We start from the raw sequence: 23,758 nt of genomic DNA on the forward strand, positions 1-23,758 counted from the left end.
GGTGTCACCGGTCGGTGGGAGACTGTCGGCGTGAGCAGCCCTGAGCAGACGCCGCACCGCAGCGGCTTCGTCGCCCTGGTGGGCCGCCCGAACGCCGGCAAGACGACGCTGACCAACGCCCTCGTCGGCGAGAAGGTCGGCATCGTCAGCAACCGTCCGCAGACCACCCGGCACGCCATCCGCGGGGTGGTGCACCGGCCCGAGGGCCAGATCGTGCTCGTCGACACCCCCGGCCTGCACAAGCCCAAGAGCCTGCTGGGCAAGCGGCTCAACGACGTCGTCCGCGACACGCTGTCCGACGTCGACGTCGTCGTCTTCTGCGTCCCGGCCGACCAGCCCGTCGGCACCGGCGACAAGTTCATCGCCCGTCAGCTGCGCGAGATCCGGGCACCCATCGTCATCGCGGTGACCAAGACCGACGCCACCGGCAAGAACCAGGTGGTGGAGCAGCTGCTCGCCGCCAGCCAGCTGGTCGAGGCCGCCGAGATCGTGCCGATCAGCGCGGTCAAGGGTGACCAGGTCGAGCTGCTGGAGAAGCTGCTCATCGGCATGCTGCCGGAGGGCCCGCCGCTCTACCCGGAGGAGCAGACCACCGACGAGGACGTCGAGCGCCAGCTCGCCGAGCTGGTCCGCGAGGCGGCGCTGGAGAAGGTCTTCCAGGAGGTGCCGCACTCGCTCGCGGTCACCATCGAGGAGATCAACCGCAGCCCCGACCGGGACCTGGTCGAGATCCACGCCCTGCTGCACGTCGAGCGCAACAGCCAGAAGCCGATGCTGCTGGGCAAGGGCGGCTCGATCATCAAGGCGATCGGCAGCGAGGCCCGCGTCGGCATGGAGACGCTGCTGGGCGCACGGGTCCACCTCGACCTGCACGTCACGGTGCTCGGCGAGTGGCAGGACGACCCGAAGAAGCTGAACCGGCTCGGGTACTGATGAGCGCGCACACCCCCAAGGCCCTCTACCGCGACGAGGGCATCGTGCTGCGCACCCAGAAGCTGGGTGAGGCCGACCGGATCGTCACGGTGCTCACCCGCCGGACGGGCAAGGTGCGCGCGGTCGCCAAGGGGGTGCGCCGCACCAAGAGCAAGTTCGGCGCCCGGCTGGAGCCCTTCACCCACGTCGACCTGCAGCTCTACACCGGCCGCAACCTCGACATCGTCAGCCAGGTCGAGTCGATCCGGTCCTACGGCCAGGAGGTCGTCGCCGACTACCCGGCCTACACCGCGGGCACCGCGGTGCTGGAGACGGCCGACCGGCTCACCGCCGAGGAGAAGGAGCCGTCGCTGCGGATGTTCCTCCTCGTCGTGGGCGCGCTCCGGGCGCTGGGGGAGCGGGCCCACCAGCCGGGGCTGGTGCTGGACGCCTTCCTGCTGCGGGCGATGTCGGTGGCGGGATGGGAGCCCGCGCTGGGCGAGTGCGCCCGCTGCGGCGAGGCCGGCCCGCACCGGCACTTCTCCGTCCCGGCCGGCGGCACCGTGTGCCCCTCGTGCCGGCCCACCGGCTCGGCGATGCCGAGCCCGGTCACCCTCGAGCTCATGGAGGCCCTGCTGACCGGCGACTGGGCGCGGGCGGATGCCAGCCAGGGCATCAACCGCCGCGAGAGCAGCGGCCTGGTGGCCGCGATGCTGCAGTGGCACCTCGAGCGCGGGCTGCGCTCGCTGCCGCTGGTCGACCGCACCGAGCACGGGCGCCCGATGGTCCGGGCCGCCGCGACGCCGCTGATCGTCGGGACCGGCGCGTGAAGCGCGAGGTGAAGGCGCCGAACCCGCACCCCTCCGGCGCGCGCCCTCCCGAGCTGCCGAAGGACAAGGTGCCCGGGCACGTCGCGATCGTCATGGACGGCAACGGCCGCTGGGCCAAGGAGCGCGGGCTGCCGCGCACCGCCGGACACGAGGCGGGGGAGTCCTCGCTGTTCGACTGCGTCGAGGGCGCCATCGAGCTGGGCATCACGGGGATCAGCGCCTACGCCTTCTCCACCGAGAACTGGCGGCGCAGCCCCGACGAGGTCCGCTTTCTCATGGGCTTCAACCGCGACGTGATCCGCCGGCGTCGCGACGAGATGCACGAGCTCGGCGTGCGGGTGCGCTGGGCGGGCCGCCGTCCCCGGCTGTGGCGCTCGGTGATCAAGGAGCTGGAGACCGCCGAGGAGCTCACGAAGGACAACGACGTCCTCACCCTGACCATGTGCGTGAACTACGGCGGCCGCGCCGAGATCGCCGACGCCGCGGCGGCCATCGGCCGCGAGGTGGCCGCCGGCCGGCTGAACCCGGACAAGATCGACGAGAAGACCATCGCCCGGTTCCTCGACGAGCCGGACATGCCCGACGTCGACCTGTTCGTGCGCAGCTCCGGGGAGAACCGCACCAGCAACTTCCTGCTGTGGCAGTCGGCGTACGCGGAGTTCGTCTTCCTCGACACGCTGTGGCCCGACTTCGACCGCCGCCACCTGTGGGCGGCGTGCGAGGAGTACGCCTCCCGCCAGCGGCGGTTCGGCTCCGCGTAGGACCGGTCAGTCGGTCTTCGGCCGCCCGACGACGCCCTCGGCGACCAGCCGCTCGACGTCCTCGGTGCTGTAACCGAACTCGGCCAGCAGCTCGACACTGTGCTCGCCGAGGTCCGGCACGGCACCCATGGCCAGCTCGACGTCGGTGAAGGTCATCGGCGGCAGGATCGCGCGGACCGGCCCGACCGGGGTCTCCACCTCGCGCCACCGGTCGCGGGCGCTGAGCTGCGGGTGGTCGATGAGCCCCTGCAGGTCGTTGACCTGCGCCGCCGGGACGCCGGCCTCGGCGAGGCGGGCGTCGAGCTCCGCCGTCGACCACTTCTGGGACTCGGTGGCGACCACGGCGTCGCATTCCTCGCGGTGCTCCACCCGCAGCACGTTGGTGCGCAGCCGGGGGTGGTCGACGAGGTCGGGCCGGTCGAAGACCTTGGTCACGAGGTCCTGCCACCCCCGGTCGTTCTGCACGCCGATGAGGATCTGCCCGTCCTTCGTCGGAAAGGCGTCGTAGGGCGCGATGGCGGCGTGGCTCAGCCCCATGCGCGGGACCTGCCGGCCGGCGTACAGCTGCATGTACATCTGATGGCCCAGCCACTCGGCGGTCGCGTCGAACATCGACACCTCGACCGTGGCGCCCTCACCGGTGCGCTCGCGCCGGAACAGCGCGGACAGCACCGACTGGCTCGCGTAGAGGCCCGCGGCGATGTCGGAGGCGGGGACCCCCGTCTTGGTGGCCGTCTCCGGCGTGCCGGTCACCGAGACCAGGCCCGTCTCGGCCTGGATGAGCATGTCGTAGGCCTTGCGGTCCCGCCGGGGACCGGCGGTGCCGTAGCCGGACATGTTGACGACCACCAGCCGCGGATCGGCCGCCCGCAGCGCCTCGGCGCCCAGGCCGAGCCGGGCCGCTGCGCCGGGAGCGAGGTTCTGCAGGAAGACGTCGGCGCCCGAGACGAGAGCCCGGGCCACCGCCCGGCCGTCCTCGGACTTGAGGTCGAGGGCCACCGACTCCTTGCCCCGGTTGAGCCACACGAAGTGCGAGGCCAGGCCGTGGACGGCGCCGTCGTAGTGCCGGGCGAAGTCGCCCTCGCCCACGCGCTCGATCTTGATGACGCGGGCGCCCAGGTCGGCGAGGTGACGGGTGGCGATCGGAGCGGCCACCGCCTGCTCCAGGGCCACCACGGTGATCCCCGCCAGGGGGAGGGACGGGGGTGTGGCGGCGCTCATAGCCGCACAACATAGTGTCCGGGCCATGAGCGCCCTTCCGCCTGACGAGCAGGACATGGTCGACCTGGTCGCGCAGTTCGTGGACGAGCGGGTGGCGCCCCGCGTACGCGAGTTCGAGGCGGTCGACGCGTACCCCGAGGAGTTCATCGAGGAGATGAAGAAGCTCGGCTTCTTCGGCCTGCTGGTGCCCGCCGAGCACGGCGGGGCCGACGTCAGCGCCGCCTGCTTCGCCCGCGTGACCGAGGAGCTCGCCCGCGGCTGGATGAGCCTGGCCGGCGCCATCGGCGGCCACTCGGTCATCACCTACCTGATCCGCACGTTCGGCACGCCGGACCAGCAGCAGCGCTACCTGCCGGCGATGGCCGAGGGCCGGGTGCGGGCGACCATGGCGCTGACCGAGCCCTCCGGCGGCAGCGACCTGCAGGGCATGAGCACCTACGCCGCCGCCGACGGCGACGACCTGGTGATCAGCGGGTCCAAGACCTGGATCTCCAACGCCCAGCACTCCCAGCTCATCGGGCTGCTGTGCAAGACCGACCGGACCGCCCAGCCCGCGCACGCGGGCATGAGCGTGGTCCTCGTCGAGCCCGGCGAGGGCCTGGCGATCTCGGGCAAGATCCCCAAGCTCGGCTACCGCGGCGTCGAGGCCTGCGAGCTCTCCTTCGACCAGATGCGCGTGCCCGCCTCCGCCGTCCTCGGGGGCGTGCCCGGCCAGGGCTGGCGGCACATGATGCGCGGGCTCGAGGTCGGGCGGATCCAGGTCGCCGCCCGCGCGGTCGGCGTGGCCCAGGCGGCGCTGGAGGCGGCGCTCCGGTACGCCCAGGACCGCGAGACCTTCGGCAAGCCGATCTGGCAGCACCAGTCGGTGGGCAACCTGCTCGCCGACATGGCGACGAAGACGCGTGCCGCCCGGTTGATGGCCCTCGACGCCGCCGCCGTCCTCGACAGCGGGAAGCGTGCCGACCTCGAGGCCGGGATGGCGAAGCTCTTCGCCTCCGAGACCGCGATGCAGGTGGCGCTGGACGCCATGCGCGTGCACGGCGGCTACGGCTTCTCCCGCGAGTACGACGTGGAGCGCTACTTCCGTGACGCCCCGCTGATGATCCTGGGCGAGGGCACCAACGAGGTCCAGCGCAACGTCATCGCCGCCCAGCTCGTCGCACGTGACCGCAACCGAGAGGGAATCTGACCCATGCAGCTCAACGGACTCGTCACCGCCGTCACCGGCGGCGCCTCGGGCCTCGGCCTGGCCACCGCCCAGCGGCTCGTCGCCGCCGGCGGCCGGGTCACGATCATCGACCTGCCCACCTCGGCGGGGGAGCAGGTGGCGGCCGACCTCGGCGACGCCGCCCGGTTCGCGCCCGCCGACGTCACCGACGCCGACCAGTTCGCCGCCGCCCTCGACGTGGCGGGCGAGGACGGCCCGCTGCGCGGGCTCGTGCACTGCGCGGGCGCCGGACGCCGGCTGCGCGTCCTGGACAAGGACGGCGAGCCCGGCTCGCTCGAGGACTTCGAGTGGGTCATGAAGCTCAACGTGACCGGCTCGTTCAACGCCCTGCGGCTGGGTGCGGCGCGCATGGCGCGCACCGAGCCCGTGGACGGCGAGCGCGGCGCGATCGTGCTGACCGCCTCGGTCGCGGCGTACGAGGGCCAGATCGGCCAGCTGCCGTACACCGCCTCCAAGGCCGCCATCGTCGGCATGACCCTCAACGCCGCCCGCGACCTGGCCAGCAAGGCCATCCGTGTGTGCACGATCGCGCCGGGGATCATGGACACCCCGCTGCTGGCGCGCCTGCGCGAGGACGTCCGGGCGTCCCTGGAGGCCTCGGTGCCGAACCCGGCCCGGCTCGGGCACACCTCGGAGTTCGGGCTGCTGGCCGCCCAGATCCTGGAGAACGGCTACCTGAACGGCGAGACGATCCGCCTCGACGGCGCTATCCGGATGGCTCCGCGCTGACCGGCGCCGGGCCGGCCGCCGGAGGTTCGGCGGCCGCCCGGCACTCCGCGCAGGTGCCGAAGATCTCCAGCGTGTGGCTGACGTCGGCGAACCCGTGTTCACCGGCGACGCGGTCGGCCCACTGCTCGACGGCCGGGCCTTCCACCTCGACGGCCCGGCCGCAGCTCCGGCACACCAGGTGGTGGTGGTGCTGAGGGCTGCACCGGCGGTACAGGGCCTCGCCGGAGTCGGTGCGGAGGGAGTCCAGCTCGCCGTCGTCGGCCAGCGACTGCACCGCGCGGTAGACCGTGGCCAGCCCGACGGCGTCCCCGGCGTCCCGCAGCCGGGCGTGCACCTCCTGGGCGCTGTGGAAGCCCTCGAGGTCGGAGAAGACTGCTCGCACGGCTTCACGCTGGCGGGTGGTGCGGACCATGCGTCCATGCTGACAGGCGTGCACGACGACGGGAGACAGCAGTGTTCGCGGTGACCCGCCTCCGGGCGACGGGGCAGGACGCAGACGAGCTGGTGGCCGCGGTGCCGCCGCTGCTCGAGGCGCTCGGCGCGATGCCCGGGTTCCTGGGCGGGGAGTTCGGCCGCGCCGCCGACGACCCGGACCTGTTCGCGCTGGTGACCCGTTGGGAAGGCGTCGGCGCGTACCGGCGGGGTCTGTCCGCCGCGGCGGTGAAGATCGCGGGGGCGCCGGTGTGGGTGCACGCCCTCGACGAGCCGGGGGCGTACGTCTCCGATTGAGCTTCCGGTCGGCGTGCGGGAGTGACGCGGCGGTCCCACGCCGGGCGGCTCGCAGCGCCTACGGTCGGAGCGTGGTCAGCCGCACCCGCACCGCCCGGTACGCCCGACGGCGCAAGCGCCGCATGGACGCCGTCGAGCACGACCTGACCCCGGAGCAGTGGACGGCGCTGCAGGACTCCTGGGGCGGGTGCGCGTACTGCGGCGCCACCGGCGCCCCCCTGCAGCGCGACTGCGTGCTGCCCATCTCGCGGGGCGGCCGCTACACGCTGGACAACATCGCGCCGGCCTGCGGCTCGTGCAACGCCAGCAAGTGCAACGACGAGGTCTCCGGCTGGCTGCGGCGCAAGAAGCTCGACGAGCGCGCCTTCCTGGTCCGGCACGCCGAGATCCGGATCGCGCTCGCCCAGCGGTTCCCCGTCGAGGCCGTCCCCGTCGAGGTCACACCCGTCGAGGCGTAGCGCGCGGTCCCCTGGGCACAGTGGCCCGGTGAACCCGATGCCGCCCGACGACCGCACCCGCGACATCACCCTCCCGCCGCTGCCCGGTCGCCCCCCGCCCGCGCTGCCGGACGAGTGGAAGGGCCTGGGTCCGCTCAGCGCGGAACAGGACCCGGCCGTCGTCCGGGCGCGGCGCATGGCCACCGGGCCGACCGACGAGATGGCGGCGCCGCCGCGCGCCGTCCCGCGCGAGCGGACGCTGGCCTTCAGCTCGCCCGAGATGCGCCACCGGTCCATCGAGCCGGTCCAGGTGCGGTCGAACCCGCGCCGCTGGCCGTGGGTGCTGCTGACGCTGTTCCCGATCCTCGTGATCGTCGGCTTCGGAGTGGCCTGGCTGGTGCTGTTCAGCCGCATGTGACCGGCTGGGGGTGTCCGCGGGGGTGCCACTACCGTGGACAGGTCAACCGCCGACCGCCAGCCGGATGGAGCCTCTCGCCGTGAGCGCCAGCACCGCCAAGCACGACCCCGCCCGCCTCGACAAGGTCGTGAACCTCTGCAAGCGCCGGGGCTTCGTGTTCCCGTCCGGTGAGATCTACGGCGGCACCCGCTCCGCCTGGGACTACGGCCCGCTGGGCGTCGAGCTCAAGGAGAACATCAAGAAGCAGTGGTGGCGGACCGTGGTCCAGAGCCGGGACGACATCGTGGGCCTGGACTCCTCGGTCATCCTGCCGCGCCAGACCTGGATCGCCTCGGGCCACGTCGGCGTCTTCACCGACCCGCTCACGGAGTGCCAGAGCTGCCACAAGCGGTTCCGGGCCGACCACCTCGAGGAGGCCTTCGAGGAGAAGAAGGGCCGGGCGCCGGAGAACGGCCTGGCCGACATCTCCTGCCCGAACTGCGGCACGAAGGGCGCCTGGACCGAGCCGCGCGACTTCAACATGATGCTCAAGACCTACCTCGGCCCGGTCGAGGACGAGTCCGGGCTGCACTACCTGCGCCCCGAGACCGCCCAGGGCATCTTCGTGAACTTCGCCAACGTCATGGGCGCCGCACGCAAGAAGCCGCCGTTCGGCATCGGCCAGATCGGCAAGTCCTTCCGCAACGAGATCACCCCGGGCAACTTCATCTTCCGCACCCGCGAGTTCGAGCAGATGGAGATGGAGTTCTTCGTCGAGCCGGGCACCGACGAGGAGTGGCACCAGTACTGGATCGACCAGCGCACGTCCTGGTACACCGACCTCGGCATCGACCCGGACAACCTCCGCCACTACGAGCACGCGAAGGAGAAGCTGTCGCACTACTCGAAGCGCACCGTCGACATCGAGTACCGCTTCGGCTTCCAGGGCTCGGAGTGGGGCGAGCTCGAGGGCATCGCCAACCGCACCGACTTCGACCTGAAGACGCACACCGAGCACTCGGGCACCGACCTGTCCTACTTCGACCAGGCCACCAACACCCGCTGGACGCCGTACGTCATCGAGCCCGCGGCCGGCCTGACCCGCTCGCTGATGGCCTTCCTCATCGAGGCCTACACCGAAGACGAGGCGCCCAACGCCAAGGGCGGCGTCGACGTGCGCACGGTGCTGCGGCTCGACCCGCGGCTGGCGCCGGTGAAGGCCGCCGTCCTGCCGCTGTCGCGCAACGCCGACCTCTCGCCCAAGGCGAAGGACCTGGCGACGGCGCTGCGGCGGAACTGGAACGTCGACTTCGACGACGCCGGCGCGATCGGCCGCCGCTACCGCCGGCAGGACGAGGTCGGGACGCCGTTCTGCATCACCGTCGACTTCGACACCCTCGAGGACCAGGCCGTGACCATCCGCGAGCGCGACTCCATGAGCCAGGAGCGCGTCGGCCTGGACCAGGTCGAGTCCTACCTGGGTGCGCGCCTCGTCGGCTGCTGAGCCTCTCCGGCTGCGCCCCATGACCCCGGGCGACGTGCCGGCGGTGCTCGCGGTCCAGGAGCCCGGCGCCGTCCGGGCGCTCTCGACGATCTTCCCGCAGGACGAGTACCCCTTCCCGCGCGAGGACATCGGCCGGACCTGGCTGCAGGAGATCGCCGATCCCGGGATCGAGTGCGCCGTGGCCGTCCGCGGCGAGGCGGTGATCGGCTTCGCCGCGGTGCGGGGTGCGGAACTGCTGCACCTCGGCACCGCCGTCGAGCGCTGGGGCACGGGCGACGCCGAGCGGATGCACGACGCGATCCTCGAGGGCATGCGCGAGGGCGGTGTCGGGCGTGCGTTCCTCAAGGTGTTCGAGGGGAACGCCCGCGCCCGGCGCTTCTACGAGCGGCTCGGGTGGCGACGGACGGGGGAGCGGAGAGTGAGCGCCTTCCCGCCCCACCCCGAGCTCCTGGTCTACGAGCGGGATCCGGCCGGCTTCTCCCAGACGAGCAGGTAGCGCCAGAACAGCAGCCGCCGCACGCGGACACCCGGCAGCACCGCCCCGGCCGCCGCCCGCACCTCGCGCGTGGTCAGCGCGGGCGGGGCCACCGGCATGGCGTCGTGCGTGGCGTCATGGCGGTGCAGTGCCGCCCCGGTGAGCGGGCGGGCGGCGGAGAAGGCCAGGCCGAGCGCCTGGTGCCCGGCGAAGGCCGCCAGCTCCACCGGCAGGTCGCGGGGCAGGTCGGTGCGGGGGAGGGCCACGGCGGCCAGCACCCCGCCGGGCCGCAGCCACCCGGCCATCCGGGGCAGTGCCTCGGCCAGGGGCAGGTGGTGCAGCACCGCCGAGCTGACGACGGCGTCGTAGCTGCCCGGCGCGACGTCGAGGGTCAGCGCGTCGCCGACCTCGAAGGAGCAGTTCGGCGGCGCCAGCCGGCGGGCGGCGGCGATCATCTCCGGGGACCGGTCCACGGCGTCGACCTGCGGGACGGTGGCTGCGAGCCGCCGGGCGAGGCCGCCGGCACCGCAGCCGACGTCGAGCACCCGCTGAGCCCCCGCCGGGACCTCGCGCAGCAGGAGCCGGTGGTACCAGCTGTTGTGGTCCCAGTCCGTGATCATCCGGGCAGGCTGCCAGAGTCGCCCCGCTGCGCGCGCCACCTGACGTGTGGCCGCGCCGTAACACGTCCAGCCGCGTCACACCGCGGCTGGACGTTGATCGGAGCGGCTGGACCCTCCTCATGCCAGCCCCACCCGGTCGTCGGTGAGCGCCAGCCACCCGTCGTCCCCGGGATCGCCGCCGCGCCAGCGGCCCTCGGCGCGCGGCACCTCGAGGAAGGTGCGCACGGCCGGTCCCGCCGTCGCCAGCTGGCGCCGCACGAACCGGTCGAGCTCGGCCCGCCGGGTGGGCGCCATGTCCTCGCCGGCCACCCGGACGAACCGGACGCCCAGCGACCGGAGCAGGTCCTCGCTCCGCTTCTCCCGCCACAGCTCCTCCTCCGGGGTGCGGCCGAAGCCGGGGCGCCGGTACTTGATCCGTCCGTCGAACTCGACGGCCAGGGCGGCCTCGGCGTACCAGCCGTCGACGACCTTGACGAGACGCCCGTCGACCCAGAGCTCCACCTGCGGCACGAAGGGCGGCAGGTCCAGCGCGCCGAAGGTCAGCCGGCCCCACGTCTCCAGCCAGGTCTCCGCCCGGCCGTCGGCCGACGCCACCGCGCGCACCGAGCGCGGGATCCCGGGGACGCTCGTCTGGCGGGCGAGGACCTGCGCGAGTTCCTGTCGCGTGGTCAACCGGCGCAGCAGGGCGGCGTCGACGGCGGCGACGGCGTCGACCTCGGGCCACTCGCGCGCCAGGTCGACCACGGTGCGGGCAGCCGTCGTCACCGGGTAGGCGCCCCGCACGGTCACCTCGTCGTCCGGCAGGCGGGCGTGGGTCATCGACCAGCCCCGCCCGCGGCGCCAGCGGTGGGGATCGGTGAGCTGGACGATCCGGGGTTCGGACGCCGGTCGGGGCAGCCCCCAGACCCAGGCCGCCGTCCCGCCGCTGAAGACGGCCGACGGGCGATCGATGCCCGCCACGACTGCAAGCGCATCCAGACCTGGACGACGTCCGGTCCGCTCCACCTCGGCCAGGTCTACGGCTCGGACGAAGACACCGGGTCGCAGCCGCACCCAGGCACCGGCGCGCACCGCCGTCGCCACCTCGCGCGGGCTGACCCCCCGGGCGGCGAGATCGGCGGTGGTGAAGATCCCCAGCCGGCGGCGGGCGGGCTCGCGGACGGCCAGCGGCGGGACCGGGACGGCGCTCATGGGCCGACGGTGCAGCACGTGGGCGGCCCGACGAGGGAGCCGGTCGGATCTGTGGACGGGCCGGCCGGCTGGGGACGGAGGGCTCCGGCACCGGGGTCCAGCCGCGCCGTGTGACGTCCCGCCGCCCCATACCGCGGCTGGACGTCGATCCGGGCGGCTGAACGTCGGCACGGGGGTGACGTGGCGCGCCGCCTACCCTGGGAACGTGACCGCCACGCTCGAGCCGACGACGACGGCGCTCCCGCCGCTGCGGCTCGGGGCGCTGTCGGTCGACCCCGCCGTGGTGCTCGCACCCATGGCCGGCATCACCAACCCGGCGTTCCGGACGCTGTGCCGCGAGTTCGGGGCCGGGCTCTACGTCTGCGAGATGATCACCACGCGGGCGCTGGTCGAGCGCAACGACAAGACGCTGCGGATGATCCGCGCGACCGCGGACGAGAAGGACGCCTTCTCCGTCCAGCTCTACGGCGTCGACCCGGCGACCGTCGGACGCGCCGTGGAGATGCTGGTCGACGAGGGCGTGGCAGGCACCCGCCCGGCGCACATCGACCTCAACTTCGGCTGCCCGGTGCCCAAGGTGACCCGCAAGGGCGGCGGCTCGGCGCTGCCGTGGCACCGCGTGCTGCTGGCGAACATCGTCCGCGAGGCCGTCCGCGCCGCGAAGGACGTCCCGGTCACCATCAAGACCCGCATCGGCATCGACGCCGATCACGTCACGTACCTCGACGCGGGCCGGATCGCGCAGGACGAGGGCGCCGCCGCGATCACCCTGCACGGGCGCACCGCCGACCAGCTCTACAGCGGTACCGCCGACTGGGCGCCGATCGCCCGGCTGGTCGAGGCCGTCGACATCCCGGTGCTGGGCAACGGCGACGTCTGGGAGGCCGACGACGCCCTGCGGATGGTCGCCGAGACCGGCTGCGCGGGTGTGGTCATCGGCCGTGGCTGCCTGGGTCGGCCGTGGCTGTTCGGCGACCTCGCCGCCGCCTTCGCGGGCCGGTCCCAGCGGGCGCTGCCCACCATGCGCGAGGTCGCGGCGGTCATGCACCGGCACGCCACCCTGCTGGCCGAGCACCACGGCGAGCGGTGGGGCTGCAGCGACTTCCGCAAGCACGTCGCCTGGTACCTCAAGGGCTTCTCGGTGGGCTCGGACGTGCGGCGCGCGCTGGCGATGGTCAGCGGCCTCGACGAGCTCGCCGACCTGCTGGCGCGGATCCCCGACCAGCCCTATCCCACCGCCGTCCTCGGGGCTCCCCGGGGTCGGACCACGCCGCCACGTCCGGTCGCACTGCCCGAGGGCTGGCTGGCCGACCGGGACGACCCGAGGCCGCCGGCCGGCGCCGAACTGGAAGTGAGTGGCGGATGACCACCGGACCTTTCCTCTACGACGACGGCCCGGCGCCGCTGCACACGGGCGTCCCTCAGCGGTCGGGCAAGATCCTCGTGCTCATCCTCGGCGGCACCGTGGTCGTCGCCGCCCTCGTCGTGTTCCTCGGGCTGGCTCTCCGCGGTTCGGGCAGCGAGCAGGCGACCGAGGTCAGCGGCGTCTTCCTGACCGCGCTCGCCGCGGACGACACCGAGACGGCGCACGCGCTGCTCTGCGAGACCGAGCGCGCGCGGCTCGAGCCGGCCGAGGTGGCCGGTGACTACCTGGGCGAGGGGGACCCCGAGCTCGGCGAGGTGCGCAGGGACGGGGACGCCCGCCTGGTTCCGGTGCGGTGGTCCGACGGGGCGACGTCCGAGCTGACCGTCATCGGCGAGGACGGCCTGCGCATCTGCGGCGTCGCCTGATCCGGCCGCGCGCGTCCCGGTACGGCACGATCGCCTCCAGGCGGTAGCCGCCGGTCGAGCGTGGAGGTGCGGACGATGTCCAGCGGGGACACGTGGGTCTACGACTTCAGCCAGGGCAGCAAGGACCAGAAGGACCTGCTCGGTGGCAAGGGCGCCAACCTCGCCGAGATGACCAACCTGGGGCTCCCCGTCCCTCCGGGGTTCACGATCACCACTGACGCGTGCCGGTACTACCTCGAGCACGGCGGTACCCCTGACGAGCTCGACGCGCAGGTCGGCGAGCACCTGGCCGCGCTCGAGAAGGCGATGGGCAAGACGCTGGGCGACGCGGCCGACCCGCTGCTGGTCTCGGTCCGCTCCGGGGCGGCGGCGTCGATGCCCGGGATGATGGAGACCGTCCTCAACGTCGGCCTCAACGACGAGTCGGTGCAGGGCCTGGCCGAGCAGGCCGGGAGCGAGCGGTTCGCGTGGGACTCCTACCGCCGGCTGATCCAGATGTTCGGAAAGACCGTGCTGGGCATCGACGGCGAGCTGTTCGACGAGGCGTTCGACGAGGTCAAGCGCGAGCAGGGCACGGAGTCCGACCTCGACCTGGACGCCGATCACCTGCGCGACGTCGTCGCCCGGTTCAAGGCGATCGTGCGCGACCACACCGGCCGCGACTTCCCGCAGGAACCCCGCGAGCAGATGGACCTGGCGATCAACGCGGTCTTCGACTCGTGGAACTCCGACCGCGCGGTGATCTACCGTCGGCGCGAGCGCATCCCCAGCGACGCCGGCACCGCGGTGAACGTCTGCGCGATGGTCTTCGGCAACCTCGGCATGGACTCGGGCACCGGCGTCGCGTTCACCCGCGACCCGGGCAGCGGCGCGCAGGGCGTGTACGGCGACTACCTGCAGAACGCGCAGGGCGAGGACGTCGTCGCCGGCATCCGCAACACCGTTCCGCTGGCCGACCTGCGCGGGATCGACGAGGGCGCCTACGACGAGCTCATGGGGATCATGAGCCGGCTCGAGTCCCACTACCGCGACCTGTGCGACATCGAGTTCACCGTCGAGCGGAACAAGCTCTGGATGCTCCAGACGCGGGTCGGCAAGCGCACCGCGGAGGCGGCGTTCGTCATCGCCACCCAGCTGGTCGACGAGGGCCTCATCGACATGGACGAGGCGGTCCGGCGGGTGACCGGCGACCAGCTCGCCCAGCTGATGTTCCCGCGGTTCATCGCCGGTGGGAACGCCCGGCAGCTCACCCAGGGGATGAACGCCTCGCCGGGGGCCGCCGTCGGCAAGGCGGTGTTCTCGTCCGAGACCGCGGTGGCCTGGGAGGAGCGCGGCGAGCAGGTGATCCTGGTCCGGCGGGAGACCAACCCCGACGACCTCTCCGGGATGATCGCCGCGCGGGGCGTGCTGACCAGCCGGGGCGGCAAGACCTCGCACGCGGCCGTCGTCGCGCGCGGGATGGGCAAGACGTGCGTCTGCGGTGCCGAGGAGCTGCAGGTGGACACCAAGGCGCGGCGCTTCACCGCCCCCGACGGCAGCGTCGTCGAGGAGGGCGACGTCATCTCCATCGACGGGTCGACCGGCCGGGTGTGGCTGGGGGAGGTGCCGGTCGAGCCGTCGTCCGTCGTCCGCTACTTCGAGGGGGAGATCGACCCGGGGTCCGAGGACGCCGACGAGCTGGTGCGCAGCGTGCACCGGATCCTGGGCCACGCCGACGAGGTGCGGCGACTCGACGTCCGCACCAACGCCGACACCCCCGAGGACTCCGCGCGGGCCCGGCGGTTCGGCGCCCACGGCATCGGGCTGTGCCGCACCGAGCACATGTTCCTGGGGGACCGGCGCCGGCACGTCGAGAAGCTGATCCTCGCGGAGAGCGACGACGACCGGCAGGCGGCGCTGGACGCGCTGGAACCGCTGCAGCGGCAGGACTTCCTGGAGATCTTCGAGGCGATGGACGGGCTGCCGGTCACCGTGCGGCTGCTCGATCCGCCGCTGCACGAGTTCCTGCCCGACCTCACCGAGCTCTCCGTGCGCGTCGCGGTGGCCGAGGCGGAGGGCCACCACGACGAGGGGCAACTGCGGCTGCTGGCCGCGGTGCGGCGGATGCACGAGGAGAACCCCATGCTCGGGCTGCGCGGGGTCCGGCTGGGCCTGGTCGTGCCGGGGCTCTTCGCGATGCAGGTGCGGGCCATCGCCGAGGCGGCCTGCGAACGGAAGAAGGCCGGCGGGGACCCTCGCCCGGAGATCATGATCCCGCTGGTCGGCGCCGTGCAGGAGCTGGAGGCGATCCGCGAGGAGTCCGTGCGGGTGCTGACCGAGGTCTTCGAGCGGGAGCGCTGCGAGGTGGACGGTTTGCTCGGCACGATGATCGAGGTGCCGCGCGCCGCGCTCACCGCGGGCGAGATCGCGGGCTCCGCGGAGTTCTTCTCCTTCGGCACCAACGACCTCACCCAGATGACGTGGGGCTTCTCGCGGGACGACGTCGAGGCGGCGTTCTTCCACGCCTACCTGGACAAGGGGATCTTCGGCGTCTCGCCGTTCGAGTCGATCGACCGCGACGGCGTCGGGAAGCTGGTCGAGATCGCCGTCGAGGCCGGGCGGGCGGCCCGCCCGGACCTCAAGCTCGGCGTCTGCGGCGAGCACGGCGGCGACCCCGAGTCGGTGCACTTCTTCCACGACGTCGGCCTGGACTACGTGTCCTGCTCGCCGTTCCGGGTGCCCGTGGCCCGGCTCGAGGCCGGCCGCGCCGCGCTGGGCGTCAGTCGCAGCTGAGCCCCCTGCGGAGCGCCGCCAGGTTCTCCGCCATGAGCTCCGGATAGGTCTCGCCGGGGAGCACCCGCTCGATCGGGTGCAGCACATCGGTCGCCAGGCCGAGGTCCGCGGCGAGGACCTCCGCCACCGACGATCCGGCCGCCCGTTCGAAGAAGATCGTGCGGGCGCCGGTGGTGGTCACCTCCTCGGCGACCCGGCGGATCCGGCTGGGCGGTGGCTCCACCTGCGGGTCCAGCCCCGCGACGCCCACCTGCCGGAGGCCGTAGCGGTCGGTCAGGTACCCGAAGGCCTCGTGCGAGGCGAGCAGGGTGGCCCCGCTGCAGGGGGCCAGCGCGTCGGCGTACTCGCCGTCCAGGGCCGACAGCGTCGCCTCGAGCCGGTCGGCCGCCGCGGTGTAGTCCGCGGCGGCGTGCGGATCGACCGCGCCCAGCCCCTCGGCGACCCGGTGCCCGAGCTCGGCCAGCCGCAGCGGGTCGAGCCAGAAGTGCGGGTCGCCCTCGTGGTCGGCCACGGTCGCGGCGTCCACCAGGTGCTCCTGCCCCACCTCGGCGAGGACCGCGTCGACGGCGGGCTGCATGCCGCCGGAGAGGTGCACCACGAGGTCGGCGGCCGCGAGCGCGGCCACCTCCCGTGGCGCCGGCTCCAGCCCGTGGGTGTCTCCGCCCGGCGGGGTCAGGTTGGTGACCGCGACGTGCTCGCCGCCGACCTCCTCCGCGACGAACTGCAGGGCGTAGGAGGTGACGACGACGTCGACGCCGTCCACCTCGTCCTGCCCGCCGCCGCACGCGGCGAGCCCGGCGGCGAGCGATCCGGCCAGCGCCAGGACGCCGAGGGTCCGGGCCGGGGTCACTCGTCGTGCTCGCCCTCGTGCTCGTGCTCGGCGTGCTCCTCGGCGTCGCCGGAGACGCCCGAGAGCTCGTTCGGCGTCACCTCCAGCACGGCGCTCTTCCACACGGTGCCGCCGGCGATGTCGACGGCGTGGATGGTCCGGGTGGCGGGCTCGGTCACGTAGGCGATGCCGTCCACGACGACGACCTGCGGGTGCGGGTCCTGCCAGTCGTCGGACTCCTCCCATGGCGCGGTCACGGGGATGGACCGGGTGATCGCGCCGGTGAGGACGTCGATGACCTGCAGGTTCCCGTCGTAGGTGAGGACGAGACCCTCGCCGTTCGGGCCGCGGTCGAAGGACTGGTACCAGTACGGCGCGGGGAGGTCGACCAGACGCACGGAGGCGGTGGTGGTGTCGATGAGGGCGACGGTGCGGGACCGGTCGTCCTCGCTGCGCTCGTAGTCGCCGAGCACGATCGGCGAGTCCTCGGTGCCGAACTGGTTGCCGATGCGGCCGTAGGCGTCCGGGCTCTGGATCTTGGTGAGTTCGCCCCCGGACCAGAGGACGGCGCCGTCCTGGCAGCCGATCACGACGGCCTCGCCGGCGGCCACGGTCTCGCCGTGCACGGAGGGGCAGTCGTCGCGGGCGGCGAGCTCCTCGCCGTCGGCGTCCAGGATGCGGACGCCGCTGCGCTCGTCCTCCGTGCCGTCGGAGACCAGCATCGTGCCGTCCGCCAGCTCGACGGCGACGCCGTGGTGGGCCTCCGGCGTGGAGAACGCGGACAGCTCGACGTCCGGGTCGGCGATGTCGGCGCTGTCGAACAGGGTGACGTCGCCCGTGCCGTCGTCGAACAGGACGGTGCGGCCCTCGTGCGCCACCACGTGCCCGGGCTTCTCGGCCGGGAAGACGACGTCGGTCAGCCGGGGCTCGGCGGTGTAGTAGTGGCCGTGATCGCCGTGCGGCTCGCCCCAGGCGCCGCCGTCGAGCAGCTGGAACCCGCCCTGGGTCGACACGAGGAAGTGCCGTCCGTCGCCGGCCGGGTTGAGCCGGTTGAACCCGTCCATCGGCTCGTCGGCGAGCACCTCGAGCGTCGTGGCGTCGAGGATCTGCACCCCGCCGTCGTAGGTGAGCGCGAGGCGCGGCGCGGCGGCCCCGACCTCGGTGGGCTCGGCCGAGGCGGGCGCGCTGGACCGGGCGGGCGCGGCGGCGTCGTCGTCGGCCGAGCCGCAGGCCGTCGCGAGCACGAGCGGCAGGGTCGCGGCGACCGCGACGGTGCGGAGGGACAGGGGATGGGGGCTGCGCACGGGGGCTCCTGGTGGTCGTGAACCGGATCGGTCAGGAGCACCGTAACGCTAATGATAATCATTCTCAGTAAGGGGGGTGGGCGCACGGACGCCCCGGTCCCGCGAGGCGGGCCGGGGCGTCCGGTGGGAAGGGATCAGGCGTGCAGGTCGAACCGGTCGAGCTCCATGACCTTCACCCACGCGGCGGCGAAGTCGCGGACGAACGTCTCCTGCGCGTCGTCGGCCGAGTAGACCTCGACGATCCCGCGCAGGATCGAGTTCGATCCGAAGACCAGGTCGGCGGCGGTGGCGGTGCGCACCACGGTGCCGTTCGCGTCCAGCCCCTCGTAGACGTCCTCGGACTCGGCCGAGGTGCGCCACGTGATGCCCAGGTCGAGCAGGTTGCGGAAGAAGTCCTGCGAGAGGACGCCAGGCCGGTCGGTGAACACGCCGTGCCGGACGCCGCCGGTGTTGGCACCGAGGACCCGCAGCCCGCCGACGAGCAGGGTCATCTCCTTGGCGGTGAGCTCCAGCATGTAGGCGCGGTCGACCAGCAGCGTCTCCGGCTGGAGCTTGCTGCCCGGCGAGAGCCAGTTGCGGAAGCCGTCGGCCCGCGGCTCCAGCCAGCGGAAGTTGTCGACGTCCGTCTGCTCCTGCGAGGCGTCGGTGCGACCGGGGGAGAAGGGCACGGTGACCTGCACGCCGGCGTCGGCCGCGGCCTTCTCCACGGCGGCGCTGCCGCCCAGCACGATCAGGTCCGCCAGCGAGATCTTCGCCCCGGTGCCGGACTCGAACTCCGCCTTGACCCGCTCGAGCACGGGCAGCACGTCCTGGACACCGGCGTTGACCGCCCAGCCGCGCTGCGGCTCCAGCCGCAGCCGGCCGCCGTTGGCGCCGCCGCGCTTGTCCGTGCCGCGGTAGGAGGCCGCGGCCGACCAGGCGGTGTGCACCAGCTGGGAGACGGTCAGACCGGAGGAGAGCAGGCGCTGCTTGAGGTCGGCGATCTGCGCCTCGCCGACGAGCTCGTGGTCGACGGCGGGGACCGGGTCCTGCCAGATGAGCTCCTCGGCCGGGACGTCGGGGCCGAGGTAGCGGGTCTTCGGGCCCATGTCGCGGTGCAGCAGCTTGAACCAGGCGCGGGCGTACTGGTCGGCGAAGTACTCCGGGTCGTCGCGGAAGCGCTCGGCGTAGGCGCGCAGCTCCGGGTCGACCGCCAGGGCCATGTCCGCCGTGGACATCATCGGCGGGTTCTTCTTGCCCTCGATGTGCGCGTCGGGCACGAGCTGCTGCGCCTCGGGGTTCTTCGGCTGCCACTGCTTCGCGCCGGCCGGGCTCTCGACGAGCTCCCAGTCGTAGCCGAACAGCACCTCGAAGTAGGTGTTGTCCCAGGTGGTCGGCGTGGGGGTCCAGGCGCCCTCGAGACCGCTGGTGATCGTGTCGGCGCCCTTGCCGGTGCCGTACTGGCTGATCCAGCCCAGGCCGTTGCCGTGCACCGGGCAGCCCTCCGGCTCCGGGCCGACGAGCTCGGGGTTGCCGGCGCCGTGGGTCTTGCCGAAGGTGTGGCCGCCGGCGATGAGGGCGACGGTCTCCTCGTCGGCCATGCCCATCCGGCGGAAGGTCACCTTGATGTCGTGCGCGGAGGCCAGCGGGTCCGGCTTGCCCTTGGGGCCCTCGGGGTTGACGTAGATCAGACCCATGGTGACGTTGGCCAGCGGGCCCTCGTCCAGGTCGAGCGGGTCGTCACCGGCGTAGCGCTCGTCGCCCAGCCAGGTGTCCTCCGGACCCCAGAAGGTCTCCTGCGGCAGCCAGGTGTCCTCGCGGCCGAAGGCGAAGCCGAACGTGGGCAGGCCCATGTCGTCGTGCGCGACGTTGCCGGCGAGGACGAGCAGGTCGGCCCAGGAGAGCTTGCGGCCGTACTTCTGCTTGATCGGCAGGAGCAGGCGGCGGGCCTTGTCCAGGTTGGCGTTGTCCGGCCAGCTGTTGAGGGGCGCGAACCGCTGGCCGCCCTCGCCGCCGCCACCGCGGCCGTCGGCGATCCGGTAGGTGCCGGCCGCGTGCCACGACATGCGGATGAAGAGCGGGCCGTAGTGGCCCCAGTCGGCCGGCCACCAGTCCTGCGACGTGCGCATGAGCTGGGCCAGGTCCCGCTTGACCGCCTCGACGTCGAGCGTCGCGAACGCGGCCCGGTAGTCGAAGTCCACGCCCAGCGGGTCGGAGTCCTTCGAGGGCTTGTTGAGCACCGAGAGGTCGACCTGGTTCGGCCACCAGTCCCGGTTGCTGCGGGGGCGGCCACCGGTGTGCGAGGTGGGCGAGGGGATCGCCGGGTTCTCGCTCTCGCTGGTGCTCTCGGTCTCGACCTTGTTCTGCTCGTCCTTCACGGTGGGCCTCTCTGTCGGCGGATGGTTCGGGTCAGGCGTCAGTGGTGGGTCTCGCGAGGCAGTCCGGGCAGCGTCCCCAGTAGACGACCTCGGCCTCCTCGATCGTGTAGCCGGCGTCGTCGCTCGCCGTCAGGCAGGGGGCTTGCCCGACCGCGCAGTCGACGTCGACGATGGCGCCGCACGAGCGGCAGACGAGATGGTGGTGGTTGTCGCCGATCCGGGTCTCGTAGCGTGCCACCGACCCTTCCGGCTGGAATCGGCGGACCAGACCGACCTCGGTGAGCGTCCTGAGGACGTCGTAGACCGCCTGGTGCGACACCGGGCCCGAGGTCCGGCGCACCGCAGCGATGAGCGAGTCGGTGTCGGCGTGCGGGCTGGCGTGGACGGCGGCCAGCACGGCCATGCGCGGCCGGGTGACCCGAAGCGCGGCACTGCGCAGCATCGACTCGAACTCGGGGGTCGCCATGGGGAGAGCCTGTCGTGCACACCGGATTCGTTCAAGATGGCGGGCGGCATTCCGCGCCCGATGTGGCGCGCGCATCACTCGTCGCACGCGCGCCACGGGCGGTCGGTGCCGCGTGGTACCCATGACCCGTGGGGGTGCGGTTGCGGAACCTGGTGACGCGGGTGGTCGGTGCCGCCGTGCTGGCGTCGCTGCTGCTCGTCGCCGCGACGTCGCTGGCGATCTGGTGGACGGCGCGGCAGGACTCCCGGCCGACCTCCGACGCGATCGTGGTGCTCGGCTCGGCGCAGTACAACGGCGTCCCGTCGTCGATCTTCGAGGCGCGGCTCGAGCACGCCCTGGCGCTCTACGAGGACGGCGTCGCGCCGGTGATCGTGACCGTCGGCGGCAAGGCGGTGGGGGACGCGTTCGCGGAGGCCGAGGCCGGCCGCGACTACCTGGCCGCGGCGGGCATCCCCGCGGACGCGCTCCTGGCAGTGCCCGAGGGCGTGGACACCCTGGAGAGCATGCGAGTGGTCTCCACCGTCTTCGACGAGCGCGGCTGGTCCGACGCCGTCCTGGTCACCGACCCCTGGCACGCGATGCGCGCCGAGCGGATGGCGGCCGACGCCGGGATGAACGCGGTGAGCTCGCCGACCCGCCAGGGGCCGGCGGTGCAGACTCGGGTCACGCAGTTCCGCTACATCATGCGGGAGACGGCGGCCTACCTCCTCTACCGCGTGACCGGGGAGTCGGTCGCCGGCGCTCCCGGGATCGGCTGAGGAGGCACCTGATGGCCGGTCGAGGACGCATCCGGGCCGCCGACATCGCGCTGGTCCGCGAGCGCTCGCGGATCGACGAGATCGTCGGCGAGCACCTGCAGCTCAAGAACGCCGGCGGCGGCAGCCTGAAGGGGCTCTGTCCCTTCCACGACGAGAAGTCGCCGTCGTTCCAGGTGACGCCCAGCCGCGGGCTCTACCACTGCTTCGGCTGCGGGGTCGGTGGCGACGTCATCTCGTTCATCCAGCAGATCGACCACCTCGCCTTCTCCGAAGCGGTCGAGCTGCTGGCCAACCGGGCCAACATCGAGCTCAAGTACGAGGACGACGGCGGGCGGCCCACGGCCGGCCCGGACCGCGCCTCGGTGGGCCAGCGCGCCCGGCTGGTCGCGGCCAACGCCGCGGCGGCCGCCTTCTACGCCGAGCAGCTGGGCACCCCGGACGCCGCGCCCGCCCGGCAGTTCCTGGCCGAGCGCGGCTTCGACCGGCAGGTGGCCCTGGACTTCGGCTGCGGCTTCGCCCCCGGCGGCTGGGACGCGCTCACCCGGCACCTGCGCGCGGCGGGCTTCACCCAGAACGAGCTGGTCACCGGCGGCCTGGCCAAGGAGTCCTCGCGCGGCACGCTGATCGACCGCTTCCACCGCCGGCTGGTGTGGCCGATCCGCGACATCACCGGCGACGTCATCGGCTTCGGCGCCCGCAAGCTGATGGACGACGACCCGGGCCCCAAGTACCTCAACACCCCGGAGACCCCGCTCTACAAGAAGAGCACCGTGCTCTACGGCATCGAGCGGGCCAAGCGGGACATCGCCAAGCGCCACCAGGCCGTCGTGGTCGAGGGCTACACCGACGTCATGGCGTGCCACCTGGCCGGCGTCACCACCGCCGTCGCGTCGTGCGGCACCGCCTTCGGCGGCGAGCACATCAGCGTGCTGCGCCGGCTGCTGATGGACCAGGACGAGTTCCGCGGGGAGGTCGTCTACACCTTCGACGGCGACGCCGCGGGCCAGGCCGCCGCGATGAAGACGTTCAAGGAGGACCAGCGCTTCGTCGCGCAGACCTTCGTCGCCGTGGAGCCCGACGGTCGCGACCCCTGCGAGCTGCGCCAGGAGCACGGCGACGCCGCGGTGCGCGACCTGATCGCGCGGCGCTCGCCGCTGATCGAGTTCGTGCTGAAGACGACGCTGGCCGAGTACGACCTCGACACCGTGGAGGGCCGGGTCGCCGCGCTGGAGAAGACCGCGCCGCTGCTCGCCCAGATCAAGGACCATGCGCTGCGCCCGGCGTACGCCCGCCGGCTGGCCTCGCTGATCGGCGACACCGACGAGTCCGACGTGCTCGAGCGGGTGCGCCGGCACACCGGTGACGGAGGGCAGCAGTCGCGTGGCCGCCGTCCCCGGCCGCCGCAGCGCACGCCCGACGACGCGGCGATCGCGATCGAGCGGGAGGCGGTCAAGGCTGCGCTCCAGGTGCCCGAGCTGGCGGGGCCGGCCTTCGACGCCGTCCCGCCCGCGGCCTACACCGATCCGGACTACGCGGCGGTCGCCTCGGCGGTCGCCGGCACCGGGGGAGCGGCGGCCGCCACGGTGACCGGCCCGGCCTGGCTGGACCTGGTCGCCGAGCAGTGCGACCGGGAGAGCGCGCGGGCGATGTTGACCGCGCTGGCTGTCGAGCCGCTGCGCTCGACCGGTGAGGCCGACGCGGGGTACGTGACCGCGGTGATGGCCCGGCTGCAGGAGATGGCCACGGTCCGGGAGATCGCCGGGCTCAAGGGCAAGCTGCAGCGGATGAACCCGGTCGAGAGCGGCGACGAGTACATGAAGGCGTTCAAGCAGCTCATGGACCTGGAGCAGCTGGCCATCTCGCTGCGCAAGCGGGCCATCGGCGGGCTCGGATGAGCCTGCTCGACGCCGTGCGCCGGCGCTTCGCCCGCCCGCCCGAGGCGGTGCGGGCGGCCCTGTCCGGGGACGAGCAGGCGCTGGCGTGGGGTGCGCTGACCCGCGACGAGGGCTGGCTGGTCGCCACCGACCGCGGCCTGCGCCGGATCGGTGCCGACGGCGTCGCCGGCGAGCCGCTGCCATGGCACCACATCGGCTCGGCGCGCTGGAGGGCCGCCGGCGAGACGGGTGGGACGTTCGACGTCACCCCGCTGACCGAGGTGGAGCCGGGAGTCCAGGCACGCGGGCCGGCGCAGCGGCACGCGCTGGTCGATGCGGGGGAGCTGCCGGCCGTCGTGCGCCGGCGGGTGGACCAGACGGTCGTGGCCAGCCAGCGGTCGCCGCTGCCCGGCCGGGGAGGGGTGCTGCTGGTGGCCCGGCGGATCCCCGGTCAGCCCGGGCGGGAGTGGACCGTCGTGTTCGACGACGACGCCGACCGCGCCGATCCGGTCGCTCGCGAGTCGGCCCGGCAGAAGCTGGCCGACGTCGTCGCCGCGGACGTGCCGGACTGAC

Annotated in this window: 24 protein-coding genes; 16 read left to right on the forward strand and 8 right to left on the reverse strand. The window is 73.1% G+C overall.

What is annotated here, in order from left to right; translation table 11 throughout:
- Positions 1-30 precede the first annotated feature (30 nt).
- Genes era through CRP29_RS20365 form a run of 3 tightly spaced genes read left to right on the forward strand, consistent with a single transcriptional unit; the run spans position 31 to position 2,503 of the window.
- A complete protein-coding gene (gene era / locus CRP29_RS20355; RefSeq protein WP_097196894.1) occupies positions 31-933 on the forward strand; it encodes a GTPase Era in 903 nt (300 codons plus the stop codon).
- Positions 933-1,742 carry a DNA repair protein RecO gene (gene recO, locus CRP29_RS20360; protein WP_097196895.1) on the forward strand — a complete coding sequence of 270 codons (810 nt, stop codon included), beginning with the start codon at positions 933-935 and terminating at the stop codon, positions 1,740-1,742. The genes era and recO overlap by 1 nt, the downstream gene beginning before the upstream one ends.
- Complete coding sequence (locus tag CRP29_RS20365) at positions 1,739-2,503, forward strand: isoprenyl transferase (protein ID WP_097196896.1); 765 nt, start codon at positions 1,739-1,741, stop codon at positions 2,501-2,503. The genes recO and CRP29_RS20365 overlap by 4 nt, the downstream gene beginning before the upstream one ends.
- A gap of 6 nt (positions 2,504-2,509) precedes the next feature.
- On the opposite strand, the gene CRP29_RS20370 is transcribed toward CRP29_RS20365, so the two are convergent.
- Positions 2,510-3,724 carry a CaiB/BaiF CoA transferase family protein gene (locus tag CRP29_RS20370; RefSeq protein WP_097196897.1) on the reverse strand — a complete coding sequence of 405 codons (1,215 nt, stop codon included), beginning with the start codon at positions 3,722-3,724 and terminating at the stop codon, positions 2,510-2,512.
- A 25-nt stretch (positions 3,725-3,749) separates the two neighbouring features.
- Here CRP29_RS20370 and CRP29_RS20375 point away from each other — a divergent pair, with 25 nt between their 5' ends.
- Complete coding sequence (locus CRP29_RS20375) at positions 3,750-4,913, forward strand: acyl-CoA dehydrogenase family protein (protein ID WP_097196898.1); 1,164 nt, start codon at positions 3,750-3,752, stop codon at positions 4,911-4,913.
- Between the two features lie 3 nt (positions 4,914-4,916).
- Positions 4,917-5,681 (forward strand): SDR family NAD(P)-dependent oxidoreductase, encoded by a 765-nt coding sequence (locus CRP29_RS20380; protein ID WP_097196899.1) that lies wholly within the window; start codon positions 4,917-4,919, stop codon positions 5,679-5,681.
- On the opposite strand, the gene CRP29_RS20385 is transcribed toward CRP29_RS20380, so the two are convergent.
- Positions 5,659-6,093, reverse strand: coding sequence for a Fur family transcriptional regulator (locus tag CRP29_RS20385; RefSeq protein ID WP_097196900.1), 435 nt, complete (start codon positions 6,091-6,093; stop codon positions 5,659-5,661). The two genes, CRP29_RS20380 and CRP29_RS20385, sit on opposite strands and share 23 nt — an antisense overlap.
- Before the next feature lie 50 nt (positions 6,094-6,143).
- Here CRP29_RS20385 and CRP29_RS20390 point away from each other — a divergent pair, with 50 nt between their 5' ends.
- The 5 genes from CRP29_RS20390 to CRP29_RS20410 all read left to right on the forward strand — a co-directional run bounded on the left by CRP29_RS20390 (position 6,144) and on the right by CRP29_RS20410 (position 9,244).
- On the forward strand, positions 6,144-6,410 hold the full coding sequence (locus CRP29_RS20390; protein WP_245853141.1) for an antibiotic biosynthesis monooxygenase family protein: 267 nt from the start codon (positions 6,144-6,146) through the stop codon (positions 6,408-6,410).
- A gap of 71 nt (positions 6,411-6,481) precedes the next feature.
- Positions 6,482-6,868 (forward strand): HNH endonuclease, encoded by a 387-nt coding sequence (locus CRP29_RS20395; RefSeq protein WP_245853143.1) that lies wholly within the window; start codon positions 6,482-6,484, stop codon positions 6,866-6,868.
- A gap of 28 nt (positions 6,869-6,896) precedes the next feature.
- Entirely contained in the window at positions 6,897-7,265 is a 369-nt protein-coding gene (locus CRP29_RS20400; RefSeq protein WP_097196902.1) for a hypothetical protein, read from the forward strand.
- A gap of 79 nt (positions 7,266-7,344) precedes the next feature.
- Complete coding sequence (locus CRP29_RS20405) at positions 7,345-8,748, forward strand: glycine--tRNA ligase (protein WP_281256824.1); 1,404 nt, start codon at positions 7,345-7,347, stop codon at positions 8,746-8,748.
- Positions 8,726-9,244: a GNAT family N-acetyltransferase gene (locus CRP29_RS20410; RefSeq protein ID WP_281256825.1), complete on the forward strand. Its 519-nt coding sequence runs from the start codon at positions 8,726-8,728 to the stop codon at positions 9,242-9,244. The genes CRP29_RS20405 and CRP29_RS20410 overlap by 23 nt, the downstream gene beginning before the upstream one ends.
- Here the strand turns inward: CRP29_RS20410 and CRP29_RS20415 are convergent.
- The gene (locus CRP29_RS20415; RefSeq protein ID WP_217991691.1) at positions 9,202-9,843 is read right to left on the reverse strand and encodes a class I SAM-dependent methyltransferase; all 642 of its coding nucleotides are present in this window, start codon (positions 9,841-9,843) and stop codon (positions 9,202-9,204) included. The two genes, CRP29_RS20410 and CRP29_RS20415, sit on opposite strands and share 43 nt — an antisense overlap.
- 117 nt (positions 9,844-9,960) lie before the next feature.
- On the reverse strand, positions 9,961-11,034 hold the full coding sequence (locus tag CRP29_RS20420) for a type IV toxin-antitoxin system AbiEi family antitoxin domain-containing protein (protein WP_097196904.1): 1,074 nt from the start codon (positions 11,032-11,034) through the stop codon (positions 9,961-9,963).
- Between the two features lie 205 nt (positions 11,035-11,239).
- On the opposite strand from CRP29_RS20420, the gene dusB reads away from it, so the two are divergent.
- From dusB to ppdK, 3 genes are all read left to right on the forward strand, one after another.
- The gene (dusB, locus tag CRP29_RS20425) at positions 11,240-12,400 is read left to right on the forward strand and encodes a tRNA dihydrouridine synthase DusB (RefSeq protein WP_097197061.1); all 1,161 of its coding nucleotides are present in this window, start codon (positions 11,240-11,242) and stop codon (positions 12,398-12,400) included.
- Positions 12,397-12,825 carry a hypothetical protein gene (locus CRP29_RS20430; protein WP_097196905.1) on the forward strand — a complete coding sequence of 143 codons (429 nt, stop codon included), beginning with the start codon at positions 12,397-12,399 and terminating at the stop codon, positions 12,823-12,825. Before dusB ends, CRP29_RS20430 begins: the two co-directional genes overlap by 4 nt.
- A 75-nt stretch (positions 12,826-12,900) precedes the next feature.
- On the forward strand, positions 12,901-15,597 hold the full coding sequence (ppdK, locus tag CRP29_RS20435; RefSeq protein ID WP_097197062.1) for a pyruvate, phosphate dikinase: 2,697 nt from the start codon (positions 12,901-12,903) through the stop codon (positions 15,595-15,597).
- Here the strand turns inward: ppdK and CRP29_RS20440 are convergent.
- From CRP29_RS20440 to CRP29_RS20455, 4 genes are all read right to left on the reverse strand, one after another.
- A complete protein-coding gene (locus CRP29_RS20440; protein ID WP_097196906.1) occupies positions 15,584-16,447 on the reverse strand; it encodes a metal ABC transporter substrate-binding protein in 864 nt (287 codons plus the stop codon). The two genes, ppdK and CRP29_RS20440, sit on opposite strands and share 14 nt — an antisense overlap.
- Complete coding sequence (gene aztD, locus CRP29_RS22460) at positions 16,444-17,730, reverse strand: zinc metallochaperone AztD (protein WP_176523070.1); 1,287 nt, start codon at positions 17,728-17,730, stop codon at positions 16,444-16,446. The genes CRP29_RS20440 and aztD overlap by 4 nt, the downstream gene beginning before the upstream one ends.
- Positions 17,731-17,864: 134 nt before the next feature.
- Entirely contained in the window at positions 17,865-20,087 is a 2,223-nt protein-coding gene (katG, locus tag CRP29_RS20450; RefSeq protein ID WP_217991692.1) for a catalase/peroxidase HPI, read from the reverse strand.
- Positions 20,088-20,118: 31 nt separating this feature from the next.
- Entirely contained in the window at positions 20,119-20,553 is a 435-nt protein-coding gene (locus CRP29_RS20455; RefSeq protein WP_097196908.1) for a Fur family transcriptional regulator, read from the reverse strand.
- 128 nt (positions 20,554-20,681) lie between these two features.
- On the opposite strand from CRP29_RS20455, the gene CRP29_RS20460 reads away from it, so the two are divergent.
- Genes CRP29_RS20460 through CRP29_RS20470 form a run of 3 tightly spaced genes read left to right on the forward strand, consistent with a single transcriptional unit; the run spans position 20,682 to position 23,757 of the window.
- A complete protein-coding gene (locus CRP29_RS20460) occupies positions 20,682-21,311 on the forward strand; it encodes a YdcF family protein (RefSeq protein WP_097196909.1) in 630 nt (209 codons plus the stop codon).
- Between the two features lie 11 nt (positions 21,312-21,322).
- A complete protein-coding gene (gene dnaG, locus CRP29_RS20465; RefSeq protein ID WP_097196910.1) occupies positions 21,323-23,206 on the forward strand; it encodes a DNA primase in 1,884 nt (627 codons plus the stop codon).
- Positions 23,203-23,757, forward strand: coding sequence for a hypothetical protein (locus CRP29_RS20470; protein WP_097196911.1), 555 nt, complete (start codon positions 23,203-23,205; stop codon positions 23,755-23,757). The genes dnaG and CRP29_RS20470 overlap by 4 nt, the downstream gene beginning before the upstream one ends.
- Position 23,758 lies beyond the last annotated feature (1 nt).

It is taken from the genome of Blastococcus aggregatus (assembly GCF_900221005.1).
GTDB classification, from domain to species: Bacteria; Actinomycetota; Actinomycetes; order Mycobacteriales; family Geodermatophilaceae; genus Blastococcus; species Blastococcus aggregatus.